At 61.6% G+C, this 18,300-nt stretch carries 19 protein-coding genes; 7 read left to right on the forward strand and 12 right to left on the reverse strand.

Annotated elements, in window-relative coordinates:
- The first annotated feature begins 62 nt into the window (after positions 1-62).
- On the forward strand, positions 63-2,132 hold the full coding sequence (locus tag M2427_RS21465) for an ATP-binding protein (protein WP_280708620.1): 2,070 nt from the start codon (positions 63-65) through the stop codon (positions 2,130-2,132).
- A gap of 173 nt (positions 2,133-2,305) precedes the next feature.
- Here M2427_RS21465 and M2427_RS21470 read toward each other — a convergent pair whose 3' ends face one another.
- Entirely contained in the window at positions 2,306-3,208 is a 903-nt protein-coding gene (locus M2427_RS21470; RefSeq protein ID WP_280708621.1) for a LysR family transcriptional regulator, read from the reverse strand.
- 104 nt (positions 3,209-3,312) lie between these two features.
- Here M2427_RS21470 and M2427_RS21475 point away from each other — a divergent pair, with 104 nt between their 5' ends.
- Positions 3,313-4,083, forward strand: a complete 771-nt coding sequence (locus tag M2427_RS21475) for an SDR family oxidoreductase (protein WP_280708622.1) — start codon at positions 3,313-3,315, stop codon at positions 4,081-4,083.
- Positions 4,084-4,092: 9 nt separating this feature from the next.
- Here M2427_RS21475 and M2427_RS21480 read toward each other — a convergent pair whose 3' ends face one another.
- Positions 4,093-4,662 (reverse strand): TetR/AcrR family transcriptional regulator, encoded by a 570-nt coding sequence (locus tag M2427_RS21480; protein WP_280708623.1) that lies wholly within the window; start codon positions 4,660-4,662, stop codon positions 4,093-4,095.
- 94 nt (positions 4,663-4,756) lie between these two features.
- On the opposite strand from M2427_RS21480, the gene M2427_RS21485 reads away from it, so the two are divergent.
- The 5 genes from M2427_RS21485 to M2427_RS21505 all read left to right on the forward strand — a co-directional run bounded on the left by M2427_RS21485 (position 4,757) and on the right by M2427_RS21505 (position 8,171).
- Entirely contained in the window at positions 4,757-5,137 is a 381-nt protein-coding gene (locus M2427_RS21485; RefSeq protein ID WP_280708624.1) for a DUF4267 domain-containing protein, read from the forward strand.
- Between the two features lies 1 nt (position 5,138).
- Positions 5,139-5,459 (forward strand): DoxX family protein, encoded by a 321-nt coding sequence (locus M2427_RS21490; RefSeq protein ID WP_280708625.1) that lies wholly within the window; start codon positions 5,139-5,141, stop codon positions 5,457-5,459.
- A gap of 350 nt (positions 5,460-5,809) precedes the next feature.
- On the forward strand, positions 5,810-6,283 hold the full coding sequence (locus tag M2427_RS21495) for an SRPBCC family protein (RefSeq protein ID WP_280708626.1): 474 nt from the start codon (positions 5,810-5,812) through the stop codon (positions 6,281-6,283).
- A gap of 43 nt (positions 6,284-6,326) precedes the next feature.
- Positions 6,327-7,394 carry an alkene reductase gene (locus tag M2427_RS21500; protein ID WP_280708628.1) on the forward strand — a complete coding sequence of 356 codons (1,068 nt, stop codon included), beginning with the start codon at positions 6,327-6,329 and terminating at the stop codon, positions 7,392-7,394.
- Positions 7,395-7,502: 108 nt separating this feature from the next.
- Entirely contained in the window at positions 7,503-8,171 is a 669-nt protein-coding gene (locus M2427_RS21505; protein WP_280708630.1) for an SDR family oxidoreductase, read from the forward strand.
- A gap of 252 nt (positions 8,172-8,423) precedes the next feature.
- Here the strand turns inward: M2427_RS21505 and M2427_RS21510 are convergent, their stop codons facing one another.
- From M2427_RS21510 to M2427_RS21555, 10 genes are all read right to left on the reverse strand, one after another.
- Positions 8,424-8,603: a hypothetical protein gene (locus M2427_RS21510; protein ID WP_280708631.1), complete on the reverse strand. Its 180-nt coding sequence runs from the start codon at positions 8,601-8,603 to the stop codon at positions 8,424-8,426.
- Positions 8,604-9,000: 397 nt separating this feature from the next.
- A complete protein-coding gene (locus M2427_RS21515) occupies positions 9,001-9,357 on the reverse strand; it encodes a hypothetical protein (RefSeq protein ID WP_280708633.1) in 357 nt (118 codons plus the stop codon).
- An 81-nt stretch (positions 9,358-9,438) separates the two neighbouring features.
- Complete coding sequence (locus M2427_RS21520) at positions 9,439-9,894, reverse strand: Hsp20 family protein (protein WP_280708635.1); 456 nt, start codon at positions 9,892-9,894, stop codon at positions 9,439-9,441.
- A 180-nt stretch (positions 9,895-10,074) separates the two neighbouring features.
- Positions 10,075-11,055: a DUF2336 domain-containing protein gene (locus tag M2427_RS21525; protein WP_280708636.1), complete on the reverse strand. Its 981-nt coding sequence runs from the start codon at positions 11,053-11,055 to the stop codon at positions 10,075-10,077.
- Between the two features lie 160 nt (positions 11,056-11,215).
- Positions 11,216-13,363 carry an EAL domain-containing protein gene (locus tag M2427_RS21530; protein ID WP_280708637.1) on the reverse strand — a complete coding sequence of 716 codons (2,148 nt, stop codon included), beginning with the start codon at positions 13,361-13,363 and terminating at the stop codon, positions 11,216-11,218.
- 76 nt (positions 13,364-13,439) lie between these two features.
- Positions 13,440-14,798, reverse strand: a complete 1,359-nt coding sequence (locus tag M2427_RS21535) for a globin-coupled sensor protein (RefSeq protein WP_348521938.1) — start codon at positions 14,796-14,798, stop codon at positions 13,440-13,442.
- Between the two features lie 58 nt (positions 14,799-14,856).
- Positions 14,857-15,315 (reverse strand): protoglobin domain-containing protein, encoded by a 459-nt coding sequence (locus tag M2427_RS21540; protein ID WP_280708641.1) that lies wholly within the window; start codon positions 15,313-15,315, stop codon positions 14,857-14,859.
- Between the two features lie 218 nt (positions 15,316-15,533).
- A complete protein-coding gene (locus M2427_RS21545) occupies positions 15,534-16,535 on the reverse strand; it encodes a PAS domain-containing protein (RefSeq protein WP_280708642.1) in 1,002 nt (333 codons plus the stop codon).
- A 348-nt stretch (positions 16,536-16,883) separates the two neighbouring features.
- Positions 16,884-17,156 carry a DUF3551 domain-containing protein gene (locus M2427_RS21550; protein WP_280708643.1) on the reverse strand — a complete coding sequence of 91 codons (273 nt, stop codon included), beginning with the start codon at positions 17,154-17,156 and terminating at the stop codon, positions 16,884-16,886.
- Between the two features lie 203 nt (positions 17,157-17,359).
- Positions 17,360-18,283, reverse strand: a complete 924-nt coding sequence (locus tag M2427_RS21555; RefSeq protein ID WP_280708645.1) for a LysR family transcriptional regulator — start codon at positions 18,281-18,283, stop codon at positions 17,360-17,362.
- Positions 18,284-18,300 lie beyond the last annotated feature (17 nt).

An 18,300-nucleotide genomic window follows, 5' to 3' on the forward strand; every position in this document is an offset into this window, starting at 1 on the left:
CGATGTCGCGCGGGCCCGGTCTTGGTTCAGTCCCATCTCGACGACTCACAGGCTCGCATCAGGTGCTGGACGAACTCATCGACGCACTGATGCGCACGGCCATGGAGCAGCCAGGAGCCGAGCGAGCTCTGCTGGTTCTATCGCGCGGCACCGAGCCGCGCATCCGGGCGGAAGCCACTGCCCGCGGCGACGCGGTGAGCGTGTCGCTGCGAGACCTGGCATTATCGGCCGCGGAGCTGCCCGAATCGGTGCTCCAACACGTCATGCGAATCCGGGAGTGCACCATCATTGACGATGCCGCGGTCCAGGCTCCATTTGCCGCGGACCCATATGTCAGTCAGGGGCGCGCTCGTTCCATTCTCTGCTTGCCCCTGATCAACCACGCCAGGATCATTGGCGCACTCTATCTCGAGAATAGGTTGACATCGCACGTTTTCGCGACCGCGCGGATTCCGGTGCTCAAGCTTTTTGCCGCGCAGGCGGCGATCGCGTTGGAGAACGCGCGGCTCCACGCCGATCTGCTGCGGGAGAATGGCCAGCGCAAGCGGGCGGAGCAGGCTCTGCGGCAAAGCGAGCAGCGTTTCCGGGACTATGCCGAGACCGCCTCCGACTGGCTTTGGGAGACCGGGCCGGACCACGTTTTCACCCATGTATCGGAGCAGTTGAGTGACTTCGGGATCGATCCGGCGAGGCTGATGGGAAGGCGCCGTTTAGACATAGCGTCCGACAAGGAGGCTCAGTCGCAGAAATGGCGTGAGCATATGGCGACGCTGGAGCGACAGGAGCCTTTTCGGAATTTCGAGTATACATGCCGCGACGTGGCCGGGCATCAGCGCTATGTCAGGGTCAACGGCCGGCCCGTCTTTGCCTCCGACGGCGGCTTCATGGGTTATCGTGGAACGACCTCCGACCTCACCAGGCGGCACGAGGCCGAAGAACGGTTGCGCCAATCGCAGAAGATGGACGCCATCGGGCAGCTTACAGGTGGTGTGGCGCACGACTTCAACAACGTACTCACTGTGATTATCGGAACGATCGAGATTCTCAAGGAAGGCGTCGCGGATAGGCCACAACTCGCCGCCATCGGCCAGCTTATCGACGATGCGGCGACGCGCGGCGCCGAGATCACATCCCAGCTTCTCACTTTCGCGCGCCGGCAGTCGCTGGAGCCGCGCAAGATCGACGTCAATAGTCTCCTGATCGAAACAGCGCGGTTGCTCAGGCCCACGCTAGGGGAGCACATCGAGCTCGATCTGGCGCTGGCGCTGGATGGGTGGTTGGCACTCGCCGATGAATCGCAGCTTTCGGCGGCTGTGATCAATCTCGCCGTAAATGCGCGAGATGCCATGCCCGGCGGCGGCACGGTCACGCTCGAGACCGCCAATGTCACCATCGATGAGGCGAAGTCGTCAAATGGCTGGGGGGTGGATTCCGGAGACTTCGTGATGATTTCGGTCAGTGACACGGGAGAGGGTATCCCGTCTGATATCCGCGAGCGTGTGTTCGAGCCGTTCTTTACGACCAAGGGCATTGGCCGCGGCACGGGCCTCGGACTGAGCATGGTCTACGGCTTCGCCAAGCAGAGCGGAGGCATCGTCAGGATCGACAGTGAGCAAGGTCGCGGCACCGCGATCAGACTGTATCTACCGCGCGCTCAAGGAGCCGCGCCGGTAAAGGCGGCGCCGGCGCATGCAGATGCGCTTGCGCCTGCTCACGAGACGATCCTGGTCGTCGAGGACGATCCGCTTGTGATTGGTTACGTGATCGCCCAGCTTGGCAGCATGGGATATAGGACCATTTCCGTCGCCGACGGGCCGGCGGCCCTCGCGCTGGTCGATCAGGGCGTGGCTTTCGATCTCCTGTTTACCGACGTGATCATGCGGGGAGGAATGAATGGCCGGCAATTGGCCGAAGCCGTTCGGCAGCGGCGCCCGGGTGTGCATGTCCTATACACCTCTGGCTACATTGAGAGCGCAATCGCAGGCGGTGGGCAAATCGATCCTGATATAGTGCTTGTCAGGAAGCCGTACCGGAAATCCGATCTGTCGCGGAAAATCCGTGAGGTGCTCGAAGGTGCGCCGGTGTCCCGAGGCGCGAGTTCGTACCGGCCTGGTCCTGCTCCGATCGCATAACCGGACCGGCCAGGAATTTGCGGTCGGAATCCAAGCAGGGTTCCGCATCTCGAGAGTGGCGTTACAAGGTGAGCGTTCAAAACTCGCGATCCGTGTGCCTGTGCGATGTCCGACACAGAAAGCGTCGCACGGTTGCGATCTCACGGAGATCTTTCGTTTCTCGGCCCGAATTCCTAATCGATGAAGGCCGCGAGTTCCTCGGGCGTACCCGAAGGAAAGGCTTCCTTGAGAAAGTCGAGGAACGCCGATACCCGGGCGCTCAGTAATCTGCGCGAGGGGTAAAGCGCCCAGAGCACGATTGGCGGCCCGTCGACATCGCCCCAATGGATGAGCTTGCCGGCGCGCAGGTCGTGACTGACAAGCGACACGGGAAGACGGGCCGCGCCGACACCTGCACGAACCGCATCGCGAACCATGATCAATGAAGACAGGCGAAGTATCGGGTTGGCCTTGATCTGCAGTTTCCGGCTTCGTGCAGTCATGTCCCAGACAGGGCCCAGATCGTTCGCTCCCCGGACGACGGTCGGAACTGCGCGATCATCCTTGCGATCATCCTTGGGACGCTTCAGGTCAGGACTTGCTACCACCACCAGCCGGTCGCGCATCAGGATTCGCCCGACGAGAGTTTCATCCGGATCCGGATTGACCCTGATCACCAGATCATAGCCTTCCTCGATCATATCGACGGAGCGGTCCTCCGTCGTGATCTCGAGCAGGACCTCCGGATATTTCAATGCGAAGCGAGCCGCCAGCTTTCCCATCGCTGTTTGCGAAAACAGCAACGGCGCGCTGACCCGCAACCGGCCGCGCGGCTTGTCGGCGCCCGACGCGATCGTTGCCGCTGTCTGTTCGAGATCAGTGAGCAAGGCCGCCGTGCGTTCGTGAAGGGCGCGTCCTTCCTGTGTGAGCTTCACGGTCCGCGTACCGCGCTCGAACAGGCGTAGATCGAGGCTGCTTTCCAATTCCGCAACCCGGCGCGAGAGAGTTGCCTTCGGCCGACCGGAAGCCCTGGCGGCTTTCCCGAAGCCCCCGTATCGCGCAACGAGGTTGAAATCTGCGAGGGCAAGCAAGTCCATGTGTTCCACCCATGAAACGGTCTGTCTAAATATAACGACTACAGTGAAAAAAGCGGATCACCATTTTGCTGGCAGCCGACCAACCCGACCTCGGAGTGCCCTTCATGACCATCCTCGCAGACCGAAAAAGAATAGCCATCGTCACCGGCGGCAGCCGCGGGCTCGGCCGGAGCACCGTCGTCAATCTCGCCAAGCGCGGCGTGAACTCGATCTTCACTTACAACTTCAGCTACACCGAAGCCCAGGCTGTTGCGACACAAGCTGATGATGTCGGGGCGAAGGCCATTCCGCTCAGGCTGGACGTCGGCGCGATCGACAGCTTTGAGGCCTTCGTCGCGGACGTACGGGACGCGCTGAGCAAGATGGAGGCCGAACGCTTCGATTATCTCGTCAACAACGCCGGCATCTCGAACCATACGGCCTTTGCGAAGGTCACCGAAGCGGAGCTCGACGAGCTCTTCAAGGTCAACTTCAAGGGCCCATTCTTCCTCACGCAAAAGCTGCTGCCGCTGATCGCCGACGGCGGCCAGATCGTGAATATCTCCTCCGGCGTGACGCGCTTCGTCAATCCGGACAGCATCGCCTACGCGACGCTCAAGGGCGCCGTCGAGGTGTTCACCCGCTATCTGGCGCACGACCTCGGGCCGCGAAACATCAACGTCAATACGGTGGCGCCGGGCGCGGTCCAGACCGATTTCAGCGGCGGTGTGGTGCGCGACAACCCAGTCGTTAACGAGCTGGTCTCGAAAATGACCGCGCTCGGCCGACCGGGCGTTCCTGAAGATCTCGGCCAGATGATTGCATCCCTGCTGTCGGACGCAAATCACTGGGTCAACGCCCAGCGGATCGAAGTCTCGGGCGGCATGCGGCTGTAGACGTCCCGCTCAGACATCAAGAAGTCCGCGGACCACCAGCGCTATCCGCTGATCGCGCGCGCTCTTCCTGATCCGACCGGAGCGCTCGAGCTCCGCCAATCCGTGCAGAGCCGCCCAGAATGTCTCGGTCGCGACCTCGACGTCGTTCCTGGACGGCGCGACCACGGACGCCAGCGCCGCGAAACCGTCCTTCAACTCAGGCCTGGTGTTAGCTTCCGCGAAGCGGAGGCTGGTCGGCAGCGTGAACATCGCTTCGTAAAGAGCCGGGTGCTGGCGGGCAAAGGCGAGATACGCCATTGCGACGCTCTCGATCGCTTTGCCACGATCGCCCGATCGGAGGGCGGCCTTCCGAAGTGCCTTGGCGAGTTCGCCAAACCCGTCGAGCGCGACCGCTGTCACGATCGCGTCCCTGTTCGCGAAGTGGGAATAGAGGACAGGCTGGCTGTATTCGATCTCGTCGGCGAGGCGGCGGATCGTGACGGCACTCCATCCCTCGCGTTCGGCGATCAGCCGTGCAGCCGAGGTGATGCGCCGCTCCCGATCGGCCCGCTCCCTGCTTTTCCTCTCGGCGACACCCAAGACCTGCTCTCCAAACCGTGATGACGTCTCAGCGTATCATCACTTGATGATCTAGCAATGCTAAATTATGTAGCGATCAAATAAGGAGGCGTCGATGTACTGGTTTTCAATCGCTGTGGCGTGGCTGGCGGCTCTCGGGATCATCGCCATCGGGGTCATGTATCTGACCAACCCGCGGGCCGCGACGCAGAGCTTCGGCCTGCCGCTTCCCGAGCAGGGGCCGAACGTGGCCTGGTGGCTTCGCCTCAAGGGCGTGCGCGACGTCGTCTCGGGACTGGTCGTGCTCGCCTTGATGGCGTGGGGCGGGCCACGCATGGTCGGTTTGGTTCTGTTGATCGAAGCGATCATTCCCGTCGGCGACATGTCGCTCATTCTCGCGGCAAGGGGCTCGACCGGTCGCGCGCTGGGCGTCCATGGCGTCACCGCAGCGCTGATGATCCTGGCGGCGATCCCTTTGATCGCCGGAGTATCCTGAGATGCTGTCCATTCTCGCCACCTGGACACTTGCCGCGGCGTTCTTCGGCGCGGGCCTGTACAATGCGATCGGCACCGCAGCGACGCAGAGCAGCTTCGCGCGCTGGGGCTTTCCGCCGTGGTGGTGCCGCGTGACCGGCGCGCTCGAGATAGCCATTGCCGCTCTGATGGCCTTCCCCGGCACTTTCCCGTTCGGCCTGATCTGCGGCGCGCTCGTCATCGCCGCGGCGGCCTGGACCGTCGTGCGCAACAGGGAATTTTCCCATCTGCCGCCGATCGGCCTGTTCGTCGGCCTGCTTGTGCTGGCCCAGGCAATACGTTGAACGACGGCGGCTGCTGATCTCAGCCATTCGCGTCGTCACGTCTCGAACTGGAGAAACCTTGCGTTTCGCACGATCGGCGGAGCGTTATGGCCTTCAGGCTCGGCACTCCGTCTCGAACAACGACAACTCACGCCTCGCGTCCGGCCCTGCGGCGGGCCGGTGCAAGGCCGCGCATGCGCACGCGACGACTTGATCGCGGTGTCCGCGCTCGAACCGCTGTTCCACAAGTGAGACGATGTGTCCAGAATCAGCGGCTATCGCAATTTATTTGGATCACTAGTTTCGTGGCTACCAACCGGCCGGCGCAGCTGTCGCGGTCGAAAACAAACACAGAGACAAGGACCATCGTCATGATCTATTCGACCGCCACCGTCCCGGTGAACCCGCAGGGAGAAACCAGGCTGAGCCGCGAGCAGGTCTGGAAAGGACTGGAGCTCAAGGCGCGCGACGCCCGTCTGTTTCTGCCGCCCGGCCTCTGCACGCGCTGCGACATCGTCGAGGAGAGCGCAACGCACCTGGTGCGCGAAGCCACCATCGCCGGCGCGGATCTGCGCGAGATCATCACGCTCGAGCCGCAGAGCAAGGTCACGTTCTTCCAGGCCACCGGTCCGCGCGAAGGCGCCATCATCAACGAGATCGTCGAGAACGACGAAGGCGAGCTGCTGCTCAGATTCTACTGCTACCTCGGCCTGCGCGGAAAGCGGCCTGATGGTCCCGAGGAGCAGGCCGAGCAGGCGCAGTTCGACAGCGACAAGGGCTACAGGGCCGCGCTCCTGTCGACGCTCAAGCGCACCCGCGAGCTGCTCGTCGACGGCACGCTCTGACCAATTCCCCTCTAACCGAACACAGCATCAAAGGAGAAGTCGCATGACCACTATCTGGTCCCCCATCAAACTGGGCAACATGCAATTGCCGCATCGGCTGGCCATGGCACCAATGACCCGCAGCCGGGCGAAGCTCGACGGCACGCCGGGCGACCTGGCACCGGATTATTACGCCCAGCGGGCCACGATGGGCCTTCTGATCACCGAGGGCACGCAGCCGTCCGAAGACGGGCAAGGCTATCTGGCGACGCCGGGCGTCTACACCGACGAACACGTCGCCGGCTGGCGCAAGGTCACGAATGCCGTTCACGCCGCGGGAGGACGCCTGTTCGTCCAGCTGATGCATGTCGGCCGCATGGCGCACCCCGACAACACGCCACATCATCGCCAGCCCGTCGCCCCGTCGGCGATCGCGCCCGGCGTAGACATGTTCACGCTGAAGGGGATGCAGCCCATCCCGCAGCCGCGCGAGTTGACCACCGACGAAGTCAGGCAGACCGTTGCCGACTTCGCGCACGCGGCCCGACGTGCCGTCGAAGCCGGCGCCGATGGCGTCGAAGTGCATGGTGCCAACGGCTATCTGGTCCATCAATTTCTCGCGCCGAACGCCAACCACCGGACCGATGCGTATGGCGGTTCGATGGAAAATCGGGCCCGGTTCGCCATCGAAGTGGTTCGCGCCATCGCCGATGCCATCGGTCCGGAGAAGACCGCGATCCGTCTCTCGCCGGGCATTCCCACCAACGGCATCGCGGAAGGACAGGACAACGACGATCTCTACCGCCATCTGGCGCAGGAGTTCGACAAGATGAGCCTTGCCTATGTGCACGTCCTTTATGTTCGCAGCGATCCGCTTCTGGCAGACATCCGCAAGACGTTTGGCGGCGCGTTGATCGTCAATCGCCCGGGCCGCGCGCGCGAGCAGATCGGTTCGGACGTGGCCGCGGGACTTGCCGACATCGAGGCGCTCGGCGTCATGGCGCTGGCCAACCCGGACCTCGTCCATCGCCTCAAGACCGGCGCGCCCTTCAACGAGGTGCGGACTGCCCTGTTCTACGCCGGGGGCGGCGCGGAAGGTTACACCGACTATCCCTTCACCGATCAGGCGTGATCACCGCGCGCGTGGGAGCAAGCCTTCCACGCGCACCACTTAATCCCATACCGAACACTGACACAGCGGGATCGCCCCTGGAAGGCATTCCCATTCATGGAGACAACAATGAATACCCTCACGGACAACAGCGCGAAAACATCCTCAACGAAGATACTGGTTCTTGGAGGAACCGGCGGCACCGGACGCCAGATCGTCAAGCAGGCGCTGGCGCGCGGCCATCAGGTCACCGCCCTGGTGCGGTCACCGGAAAAGGCCGGCGATCTGAACGGCGCACGCCTCGTTGTCGGCGACGTCAGCGACGAGAAGGCGCTTCGCGAAGCCGTCACAGGACAGGACGCCGTCGTCAGCGCGCTCGGCACGCCCGCCAGTCCCTTCCGCGAAGTGACGCTGCTCTCGATTGCGACGCGTGCGCTCGTCCAGGCGATGAAGGCCGAGCATGTCTCTCGCCTCGTCGCCATCACGGGGATGGGCGCCGGCGACAGCCGCGGGCACGGCGGCTTTCTCTTCGATCGCGTGATCTTCCCGCTTCTCCTGAAGAAGGTCTATGCCGACAAAGACCGGCAGGAAGCCATCGTCAGGGACAGCGGGCTCGACTGGGTGCTCGTTCGTCCCTCCGTTCTGAACGACAAGCCTGGCCGCGGAGAGGTCCAAGCGTTGACCGATCTCTCCGGCTTTCACGGCGGAAGCATCTCGCGGCAAGACGTCGCGACATTCGTTCTTGATCAACTGCGCAGCGATGCCTGGCTGAATCGTGCTCCGTTGATCACATGGTGATCGGGCGGCTTCTTGCAGCCGGTCGATCCGGCCATGCCTGTCCAGACATCTGCGAAACGCGCGAGGCTCCCGCGCACAGCAGGAGAAACAACGCGCGTTCCGCCTTGTACCTCGCTCCCGCGCGCGTGCATTCCGAGCCGGACATGACGGCCTGGCCGCCAGCCGCGCACACGGACCACTTCCATCTGCCGCGCCCGCGGCGCTTCAGCAAGAGGTCGAAAGTGGCAAATTGGTCCCCGTCCTTTCGAGAGATCATGCTGCGGACCGCTCCGAAAGACCATGCTGAAGCCGGGCGAGAACGCGATGCTCCCGCTCGATGCGGCTCAGATAGAGTTCGCGCTCCTCGGCGGTCTTTGCGCCAGCCAGCAGCTGGCGATAGTGACTGATGACCTTCTCGCTGCCGCGGATGAGATGGGCTTGAACCTCGGTCATGAGGCGGCCTCCACGTTCGACCGCCCGATTGATCCTCTCGGCATGGTCAACGCGACCGGGAACGTCCTGGACGTCAGCGCCTCGAGAGCGGCCTGCTCCTCCGATAGGCGCCGTTCGACGAACCGGCGCTCGAGGTCCGACAATTTCGTTCTTTGGAGCCGCCGATAGCGGTGAATGTTGTTGCGGTGCGCACGGATGCGGGCCAGATCTTCATCAAACATGCTCGTCGCTCCTGACGATGTCCTTTTTCGATTTTGAGAGATATCAAGCGACCACCGAATCGAACTTGCGTGCGAGGATCGCCGACGCGTCGCGTCGTCGTCTGAGCCGCCGCTCGACCCGCACGCCACCGACTGCGTGTCGCCTGAGCGGACCCATGATGTCCATGGCTCCTCTCTTAGGCTGCAGCGCGCTCGACCGATCTGAGGCGCATCGGCTTGCCGCCGGGGGGATTTCTTGGAGGATTCCTTGGAGGATTCGTTGGAGGATTTCTGGGGCCGTCATCCAGCGCGCAAAGCGCTTCCAGGATCTCGTCGATGGTGACCGGCGCCTTCAGTCCTTCTGGCGCCCGCAGCGAGGGGCACGATGCAATCGCGGAAGCGTCGGACGCCCATGAAGCCAGGATGGCGCGCTTCTCGGAAAGGCTGAGGGTGGGATCGGAAACCACGTCCCGGGGGTGTGCGAACGCGGTGCCGGGATGAAGAAAAGCGTTGAGATCGACAACGTTGTCGTCAAGGGCGGTCGTCGGCCGCATGGTTGCCTCCGTTTCTGAGACGAGTTGAGGACAGCCGCGCGGGATATCCGCGCGGCCCGGTCGCTGATCTGCAAGACGGCCTCAGGCGGCCTTGGATTCGATCTGCGTCACGTTGCTGGGGACGGTGCCGTTGATCGCGATACGCCGCGGCTTCATCGCCTCGGGAATCTCCCGCTGCAGGTCGATGATGAGCAAGCCATTCTCGAAGCTGGCACCCCTGACCTCGACATGGTCGGCGAGCGTGAACTGGCGCCTGAAGTCGCGTGCCGAGATGCCGCGATGAAGGTAAGTCTTACCTTCCTTCTCGCTCTTGTGACCTTCGAGCGTCAGGACGTTCTGCTCGACCGTCAGCGCGACCTCATTCGGCGTGAAGCCGGCGAGCGCCACCGAGATCTGGAAGCGGTTCTCGTCGAGACGTTCGATGTTGTAGGGGGGATAGGTTTCGTCGCCCACGCGCTGGGCGGCTTCGGCGAGATCAAAAAGACGGTCGAAACCGATGGCCGACCGGAACAGGGGCGAAAAATCAACAGTGCGCATAGCCAGATCCTCCTGAGAGCAAAATGGTTACGAGCGGCACCGGACACGACCGGTGCCCGTCTCCTTGGCGGGACCCAGATGGCGTCCCGATCGTCCTAGGACGACGCCGAAAGAATTTGGCATGCCGGCGAAAGTTTCAAGACCCGGGCGAAAAATTTTTTCGGCCGGGAAGGACGCTGGTTAACGATTCGGCCCGTCCCCGCCGGGCGAGCCGCCCTGACCGAGAGCGCGCTCACGAAGTCTATAGAATTGCACGGCCTTGCGCGCAGTCTGCGGCCTGAGCCGCAGGAAGACTTCGAGCAACCGCTCCAGATCGTCCCTGGCTTCGTGGGGGCGGCTCTTGAGAACCAGGAGCGCCCTGGCGGTCTCCCAACTCAACCCTGCAGCTCTGGCGAGAACCAATATCTGTTCTGCTCTGTCATCGATCAGGGCTCTCTCGATAAGACCTGCCGGCAGCTCGCACATCGAGGCCAGCGACATCGCCGCCTCCGAGAAGCGCTTTGAATTGGCGAATCCGCGCAACGCGACCTCGTCAAGTTTGCCAGATTGCTCGAGGAGCCGCACAACGGTTGACGCATTCGAGCATTCCGGGGAAAAACGCCGTGTCTGCGATTGGAGACGATCCACCGCATGAACAATAGCATCTTCGATCGCCTTTCCCTTCGTGGGATCTTCCTTGCAGAGCCTGGCCTTCACGGCCGAGGATGCGTCCGCGAAGAGCTTCAACAGATGTCGCCTGGGAACGTCACTCCTGATCCAGGTCGCGACGGTGAGATCCTCGTCGCCGTACGAGCGGAGCACGAGGGAAGCGAACCCGAATGCTGAAAAGCGAGCTCCGGCATTTGCCGCAACACATAGCACCACTTCGCGGTTGCCTCGGTCCATCAGGATTTCGGTCACAGGCTCCGGTACCCTTGCGCGGCTTGAGATGGCCATCAGATGCGCCTGGCTCCCGGTGGTTGCCCACTCTTCGAGAGCTTGCGCGTCGACGTGTTCCGAACTCGCCAGTATCGGCCGGGCGACCTCGATAAGATCGTCCATCGCAAGTTTTCTCATGGTCTTCGGGGCCTGGAGCGGACATTCAGCCAGGTATTCGGAGAGCTGAACTCGCGCGGAGGCCTCGACCTCCGACACAAGGCGGTTCATCACGTCATCGAGCAAGGAAGCCTCCTGCGGTGGCAGACTTCCGGATCCAACGAAAAGATCGGCTACTCGCCTCAGTATGGTTGCACGACGCCGAACATCGCTGCTCGCGATGGCGTCTTCAAGCTCGAGAGACAAGGAAATGGAGGTTGTCATGCCATGTGCAGTATGTCTGGTTTCAGGCACAGGTTGCGCGGAGCTGATCAGGCCACCCCGAAACCAGTTTCAGTTCAGCCCATGGCGCGGGTCTGCCGAGCAAGTACCCCTGGATGAGATCGACTCCCTGATCGCGCAAGTACTCCAGCTGTTCTTTTTGCTCTACGCCCTCTGCCGTCACCTGCACATTCAGGCCGCGTGCCAGCGTCATGATCGACGCGACCACCGCCTTGTTCGCAGGCCTGCTCAACAGCTCCCTCGTGAACGACCGGTCTATCTTCAACTTGTCGAACGGAAACGACACCACCGAACCAAGCGATGCGTAGCCAACACCGAAGTCGTCCAGTGCAATGGATATTCCGATATTCTTGAGCTGGCGAAACAAAAGCAAATTCTCTTCGATGTCCTGCAGCAGCATCGACTCCGTCACCTCTAGCTCCAGCCTTTGGGGCGAAAGCCCGGTTTCGACCAGCACGCAGAGTACGACATCGAACAGCGTTGCCCCCCGAAACTGCGCCGGCGACAGATTGACGGCGACCTTGATCTCCTCAGGCCAAGACGCCGCGTCTGCGCACGCCTTTTGAAGGATCCATTGTCCCAGCGCCTCCATGAGGCCGGCTTCTTCGGCAACACCAATGAAACGATCAGGATAAAGCAGCCCGTGGGTCGGATGGCGCCATCGCACGAGTGCTTCCACGCCACGCGGTCGCAACGTTGCGGCCTCGAAGATCGGCTGATAATGAAGCTCGAATTCGCCGCGAACCAGCGAAGCACGGAGCTCGTTGACCAGTTGATTGCGGGATTGCGCGCGGCGATGCATCTCGTCTTCGAAGAACCTGAACCCGTTCCGGCCCTCCGACTTGACTCGATACAAAGCCAAATCGGCCTTGTACAGCAACTCGGAGGCGGTGAGACCATGGGCCGGTGAGAGCGATATCCCGATGCTCACTCCAACAGAAACTTCCTGGCTCTCCACCATGAAGGGTCTTGCCACGACTTCGAGCAGGGCCACCGACAACCTGATCGCCTGCTCGCGCTCCTCCTGGGAGCCGACCTGTACGATCGCGAACTCATCGCCCCCCAAGCGTGCAACCAGATCATCGTCTCCGACAGTTGATCTCAGCCGAACGCTCAGTTGCTGGAGCAAGGAGTCCCCTGCGGCATGTCCGAGCGTATCATTCACGCATTTGAACCCGTCCAGATCGAGCAGGTAGACGACGAGATTTTGCCGTGCCGGCACTCTGTCGAGCCATTCCGAGAGATTGTCCAGCAGAGCTGCCCTGTTCGGAAGACCGGTCAACGCATCGTGCCGGGCCGCGTGGTAGACTTGCGCCTCGGCCTTCTTGCGAGCCGTGATGTCGATCCGGATGGCCATATAGGCGACCGGCTTTCCCTCTGGGCCGAGCTGCGGCGTGATAACCGTGTCGACCCAATAGAGCTCACCGCTCTTGGCCTTGTTGCAGAGCTCACCGCGCCATACCTCGCCCGACGCAAGACACCTGTACATCTGCCGGAAGACCTCCCGTGCGTGGACGCCGGACTTCAGGATGCGGTGATTGTTTCCGAGCAACTCCTCGCGAGAATAGCCGCTGATCTGGCAAAATTTGTCGTTGGCGTAAATTATCCTGCCACTGACGTCCGTGATCGCGACGATGACCGCCTGGTCGAGCGCATATTGCTTCTCGATCAGCTCCTGGGTCGCAGCCTGGGCACTGATCTCCGCAAGCCGAAGTTCGGTAATGTCACGATGTCTTTCGACAAAGCCGCCGTCAGACATCGGTCGCATATCGATCTCGATGAAAGATCCGTCCCTTAGTTCCCACGTCGCCTGGAATTCCTCCCTGCGACTTATCGCAGCGAGATATTCGACCTGCTGCGCTCCAATGCTCGCACTCCCCGCGCGCGCATACCGATTCTCCAGGATGCTCCGCACCGAGAGACCGGGTACGTTCTGGGCAGGTGTCAGCGCATACATTGCGCGATGCTGCTCGTTCGCGATCACCAGTCTTTCGTGTCTATCAAAGACGCACAAGCCATGCGTGCTGCTTTGAATGGCCGTGTGGATCAGCTTTTTCCAGTCGACCTCGGGCTTCAGCTCGACATTGATCGAATCGCTCGACGGATCAAACTCGCAGCCGGGTTCGTTTCTATTTGAAAGCACGCTGACCATCACTGATTCGCGATCGCGAGATCGCCCATTGGTTTGACCGCGACCGAACAGACCGATCGCCGGCTTCGCTGCTATGTCAGGCGGCCCTGATCTGGGAAAAGAACGCTTCCACTTCCGAACGAAGGGAGGCGGCCTGACTCGAAAGCTGTTCGGACGCGCTCAGCAGCGTCCCTGCCGTCTGTCCGGTTTCGGTCGCGACCTGGCTCACACCGGCAATGTTGCTCGATACTTCCTGAGTACCGCGTGCGGCCTGCTGGACGTTGCGCGAAATCTCGGCCGTGGCCATTCCCTGCTCTTCGACGGCCGCGGCTATCGCCGTGGCGATCTCGTTGACGGATCGGATCGTGCCGCCGATTTCCTGAATCGCGCCGACCGATTCCTTGGTTGCTCCCTGGATCGAGAGAATCTGCTCGCCAATCTCTCCGGTTGCCTTGGCCGTCTGTTCCGCCAGCGCCTTAACCTCGGAAGCGACCACAGCGAAGCCTCGGCCCGTTTCGCCGGCCCGTGCTGCCTCGATCGTCGCATTGAGCGCGAGCAGATTGGTCTGCCCGGCGATGTTGTTGATCAAATCCACCACATCTCCGATGCGCTGGGCCGCCTTCGCAAGTCCCTGAACGGTTTCGCCGGATCGGGCGGCCTGCTCCGCCGCCGTCCGTGCAATTCGCGTGGATTCGGAAACCTGGCGTCCGATCTCCCGAATTGATGAGGTGAGCTGTTCTGTCGACGCAGCCACGGCCTGCACATTGGTGGACGCCTCCTCTGAGGCTGCAGCCACTGCGCTCGACTGTTGGGTGGACTGTGAAGCACGCGCAGCCAGGGTGTTGGCAGCGCCCTGGAGATTGCCGGCCGATCCACCGACGGCGTCCAGTACGGCGGTCATCCGTGCGTCGAAGTCGTGGATCGCGGCATGGACCTTCTCTTGACGCTTTTCGCGCTCGGCCAGCATCGCCTCCTGGTAGACCGAAATCGCGATCTCCATGTCGAGCATCACGGCGCAATTGACGGCGCTCAGGAGCTCACTGAGATGCGCGGGCCTCCAGCGATATCGCCGGACCGCAAGCGAAACGAGCTGATTCAAGACGAGATTGTATCCGCCGATATACCAGCGCGGCTCCAGGCCGATCTTGTTATGGACCATACCGATGGCGCGAACACCCTTCAGATATTCGTCATCAAACCGCCCGTTGAACAAGCGCGCCCAGTGCGTGCCCTGCGCACCTTTCAATCGGGGAATGTCCTTGCCGATCAATTTGGCCAGCCGGGGCTCGCTTGCAACATGTCGGTAGAATCCGTCCAATATTTCGGGCACCGCCGGCTCCGCAATCTTCCAGAACTCCCGCAACAACTCGCCGGTTCGGGCAGTGATCCCCATGAAGCGCATCCTGGACGTTCGCTCCTGATCTACGCCGTCGCATGTCGCTAAAGATGTCGTCATTCGAAAATTCCTTTGAATTTGCAGGGAAAACCGGGTGGGACGGGTAAATCGGCAACGGTTAGTCGGCGAGCCAGGACGAATAGCTCGACAAGACGATCGCCAAGTCGACGGCTGCGTACTTTTCGAGGGTAACCAGCAGCGCCGACTTGAGCGGCAGGGGAAATTTCGTCCGCAGAAGGAGCTCCTCCGCAAAGCGGGCCTTTATTGACGCATGAGCTGCGATGTACCACTTCGAGTCGAGGCCCAGTTCACGATGCCTGATTCCGATCAGCGTCGCCCTTCGCTGGTAGGCCTCGTCAAAGCCGCTATTGAACAGAGAGCACCAATGCTCTTTCTGCTCGGCCATCAGGCGTTCGATAATCGGATCATCCAGGAGACCGCCGACCGCTGACTGTCGCGTGTGTCGAAGGAATGCCGCGATAATCCCGCTGCTCGGCTCGTCGAGATACTGCCACAGCCGCTCCGCAAGGAGCTGAGCGCGGGTGTCGATTCCAAGGTATCGAACGATGTCTCTCATGGTCCCGCCCGCAATGGCTGACGCCGACATGCGGAACGATAATGCGCGCCGACTAACCTTCTGTTAGGCAAAACTGGTTGCTTACGGCAGTCGCGGATGACTGCAATGCCGCAACGGAGACCATGCCTTGCGAACTCAGCACCAGATTGGACGAGATTGTTGAGCGACCACGCGGGTACAAACCAATTTTGCTGGCTTGCCCGCGGCCAACCGCCAATCTAGCGCGGGCGTACGCCTGGTTTGCCAGCTGGCGGAAAGAAGAAATCAACACCGGCTTTTGACAAGGCAGTCTGGATAGAGGGAAGCATCGGGTCCGCTTGCGGCGATGCGCCGTCCAGCTCCTCCAGGCGCCGTATGGTCGCGCGGGTTGTACCGGCGGCGTGCGCGAGATCCAGTACGGACCACCGCAGTAACCCACGAGCGGCCCTAATCTGGGCTCCTGTGATCCGATGGCCGGCAGCAGACGGCGTATCGGGCTCGAGGTCAACGCTGATCCCGAGCCACTCTTTGATGTTTCCGGCGTCGTCGAGGACAGGCTGGCCGGTTGAACGCTTCCATTTAAAGCCGCCGTCAGCTTGGCGAACCCTGTGCACCACGTCCCAGCCCCGCTTTTCGCGGCTCGCTGTCTCGCGAATGCTGATGATTTTCTCACGGTCTTCCGGATGGACCAGCTGCAGCCAGCCGGAACGCAGCGCGTCGGCGCGGACCTCGCCGCCATGATCGCAATTGATGACCTCATGAATCTGGCCGTCCGATTTGGCGATCCAAACGACGGCCCCGGAGGCCTTGACCAAGGCTCGGTACCGTTCATCGGACACCCGCAGTCGGCTGAGCTGATCCTCGCGAGCCGTTACATCCGTGCAGATGCCGATCGCCCTGTCCGAGGTGCCTTCGGCATCGACGAAGATGATGATCTGGCAATAAATCCACGCAACACTGCCGCCCCGGCGGATGACACGGAATTTTCGCCTGATTGTAGAGGCCTTTTGTATGATGCGCTCGACCTCCGCTTGCGGCCCACGGTCGTCGGGATGCGTCACCTGGAGAATGGCGGAAAAGGACGGTTCTACCTTTCCCGGCTCGATTCCGAGAAGATCATAGTACCCTCGCGACCATCGCATTTCGTGCGTACGAAGATTCCAGCTCCAGACACCACACCGCAGTTCGCGCTCGATCACTGCGACGGTCTCTTCAGTGCCCCCTCTCAAGAGGTCAAACATATTCTTGCTCTTATCTCCGCCAGCGCTCCAAGTTAGTCGAGTTCACAGCATTGTCCAGCATGGAAGGCAAGCGCAAGCCTATCCGGGTGAGGTGCTCATGCGCATGTCGGCTGCCTCTCGCCCGATCTTGAATTCCATCTGCTGCAAATCGACGAAGGCGTCTGCCTGTCGACGCAACTCGTCCGCGACCATGGATGGTCCATCGATGAAGAGGGCTATCCTGCGGACGCGAAACGGCATTGGTTCCGAATGAATCCTTCTGGAGGAAAACACCTTGGAGGAACGAAACACTGACAGGCTCTGGCGCGAAATCCCGCCAGAGCCTTGCCATGCCCGCTTCCGCACACCTTACTGATGCCGATGGCCGTGGCTCTTCGGCGCATACGCATAGGAAGATCCGGCACTGAAGAATGGATCGCGCGTGCAACTTCCACCTCGGCCGGAAATCGTGGCAAGACACTGCTCCATGGTGTCGAAGTTGCAGATGCGCGTAGGTCCCAGCGCGTAATCCACGCGGCAGTACTCATAGTCCTTTGCGCTTGCCGGCTCCGCAGTGCCCCAGAAGGTTGCGGCGGCCAGTACCGCCGCTGCGATGGAACTGAATGTGATGGTCTTGGTCATGTCTGCTCTCCGTCGTTTCGACTGAAACCGGCCCATAGCTAGCCGGCGCGCAGCTTCAAAAAAAGCAGACGGGACGCAAAAGACTGTCGCGCGAATTGAGCCAATCGATCCGACTGAGCCAGCATGTGACGGCGTGCGGGGACGTATGGGTTCTTGAGCGCGTTGGCATCGACCCGCGTCAACATCGCGCCATCCGTTCGGAGTCATACGACGCTTTCCCCGGGCGATATGGATAGATCGTTGCGAATATGCCGTACTTGGCCGATGATGAAATCCATGACCGTGCGTGTGCGTTGCGCCAGGTGCCGGCGAGACGAATAGACCAGGCTGAACGGCATTCCGGGAGAGGGATAGTCGCGCAGAAGCCGAACCAGTTCGCCCCGGCGAAGATCGTCGACAACTTGAACCAGAGGAAGAAAGGCAATGCCGTAGCCGGCACGTGCGGCGAGATGCACCGCGCTTCCATCATTTGCGAGAATGCCGCCTGAGACCCGAACGTCTCGAACACCATCGGGACACGAGAACGTCCACAGATCCGAATCGGGCCCGACGTCGTGCACGATGCAGGTGTGCTCGCCGAGCTCGGCCGGACTTGATGGACACCCCTGATCTTTCACGTAGCCCGGCGCAGCAACCACGACACGTGCCGCAATTCCGATCCGCCGCGAAACGACCGATGCGTCGGTGACCTCGCCTATCCGCATCGCCAGATCGAGCCGATCCTCGATCATATCGCCAAACCGGTCACTGACGACCAGTTCGACTTTCAGTCCGGGGTTGCTTTTGAGCAGGGTCGGCAGACGCGGCGCAAGGAAGTGGCTCGCTGCAACCATCATTCCCACACGCACCAAGCCGATAGGCGAAGCGCTCTGCCGCCCAAGCGCGGCCTCGATGGTGTCAATACCCTCAAGTACGGGCCTGGCGAGACCGAGCAGCACCTGCCCGTCATCGGTGAGACTGAGCTTGCGTGTCGTCCGATGAAGAAGACGTACGCCGAAATGCTGCTCCAGGGCGGCGATCTGGCGCGCGACGGCCGCCTTGCTGACGTCCCGCTCACGCGCGACGGCCGAGAACGAACCGGTTTCCGTGACCCGCACCAGGGCGGCAAGCGAGCTTACGATGTCCATGCCGCGGCTCGCAATCG

Origin of the sequence: Bradyrhizobium sp. BR13661 (assembly GCF_029892425.1) — a bacterium.
Lineage (GTDB): Bacteria > Pseudomonadota > Alphaproteobacteria > Rhizobiales > Xanthobacteraceae > Bradyrhizobium.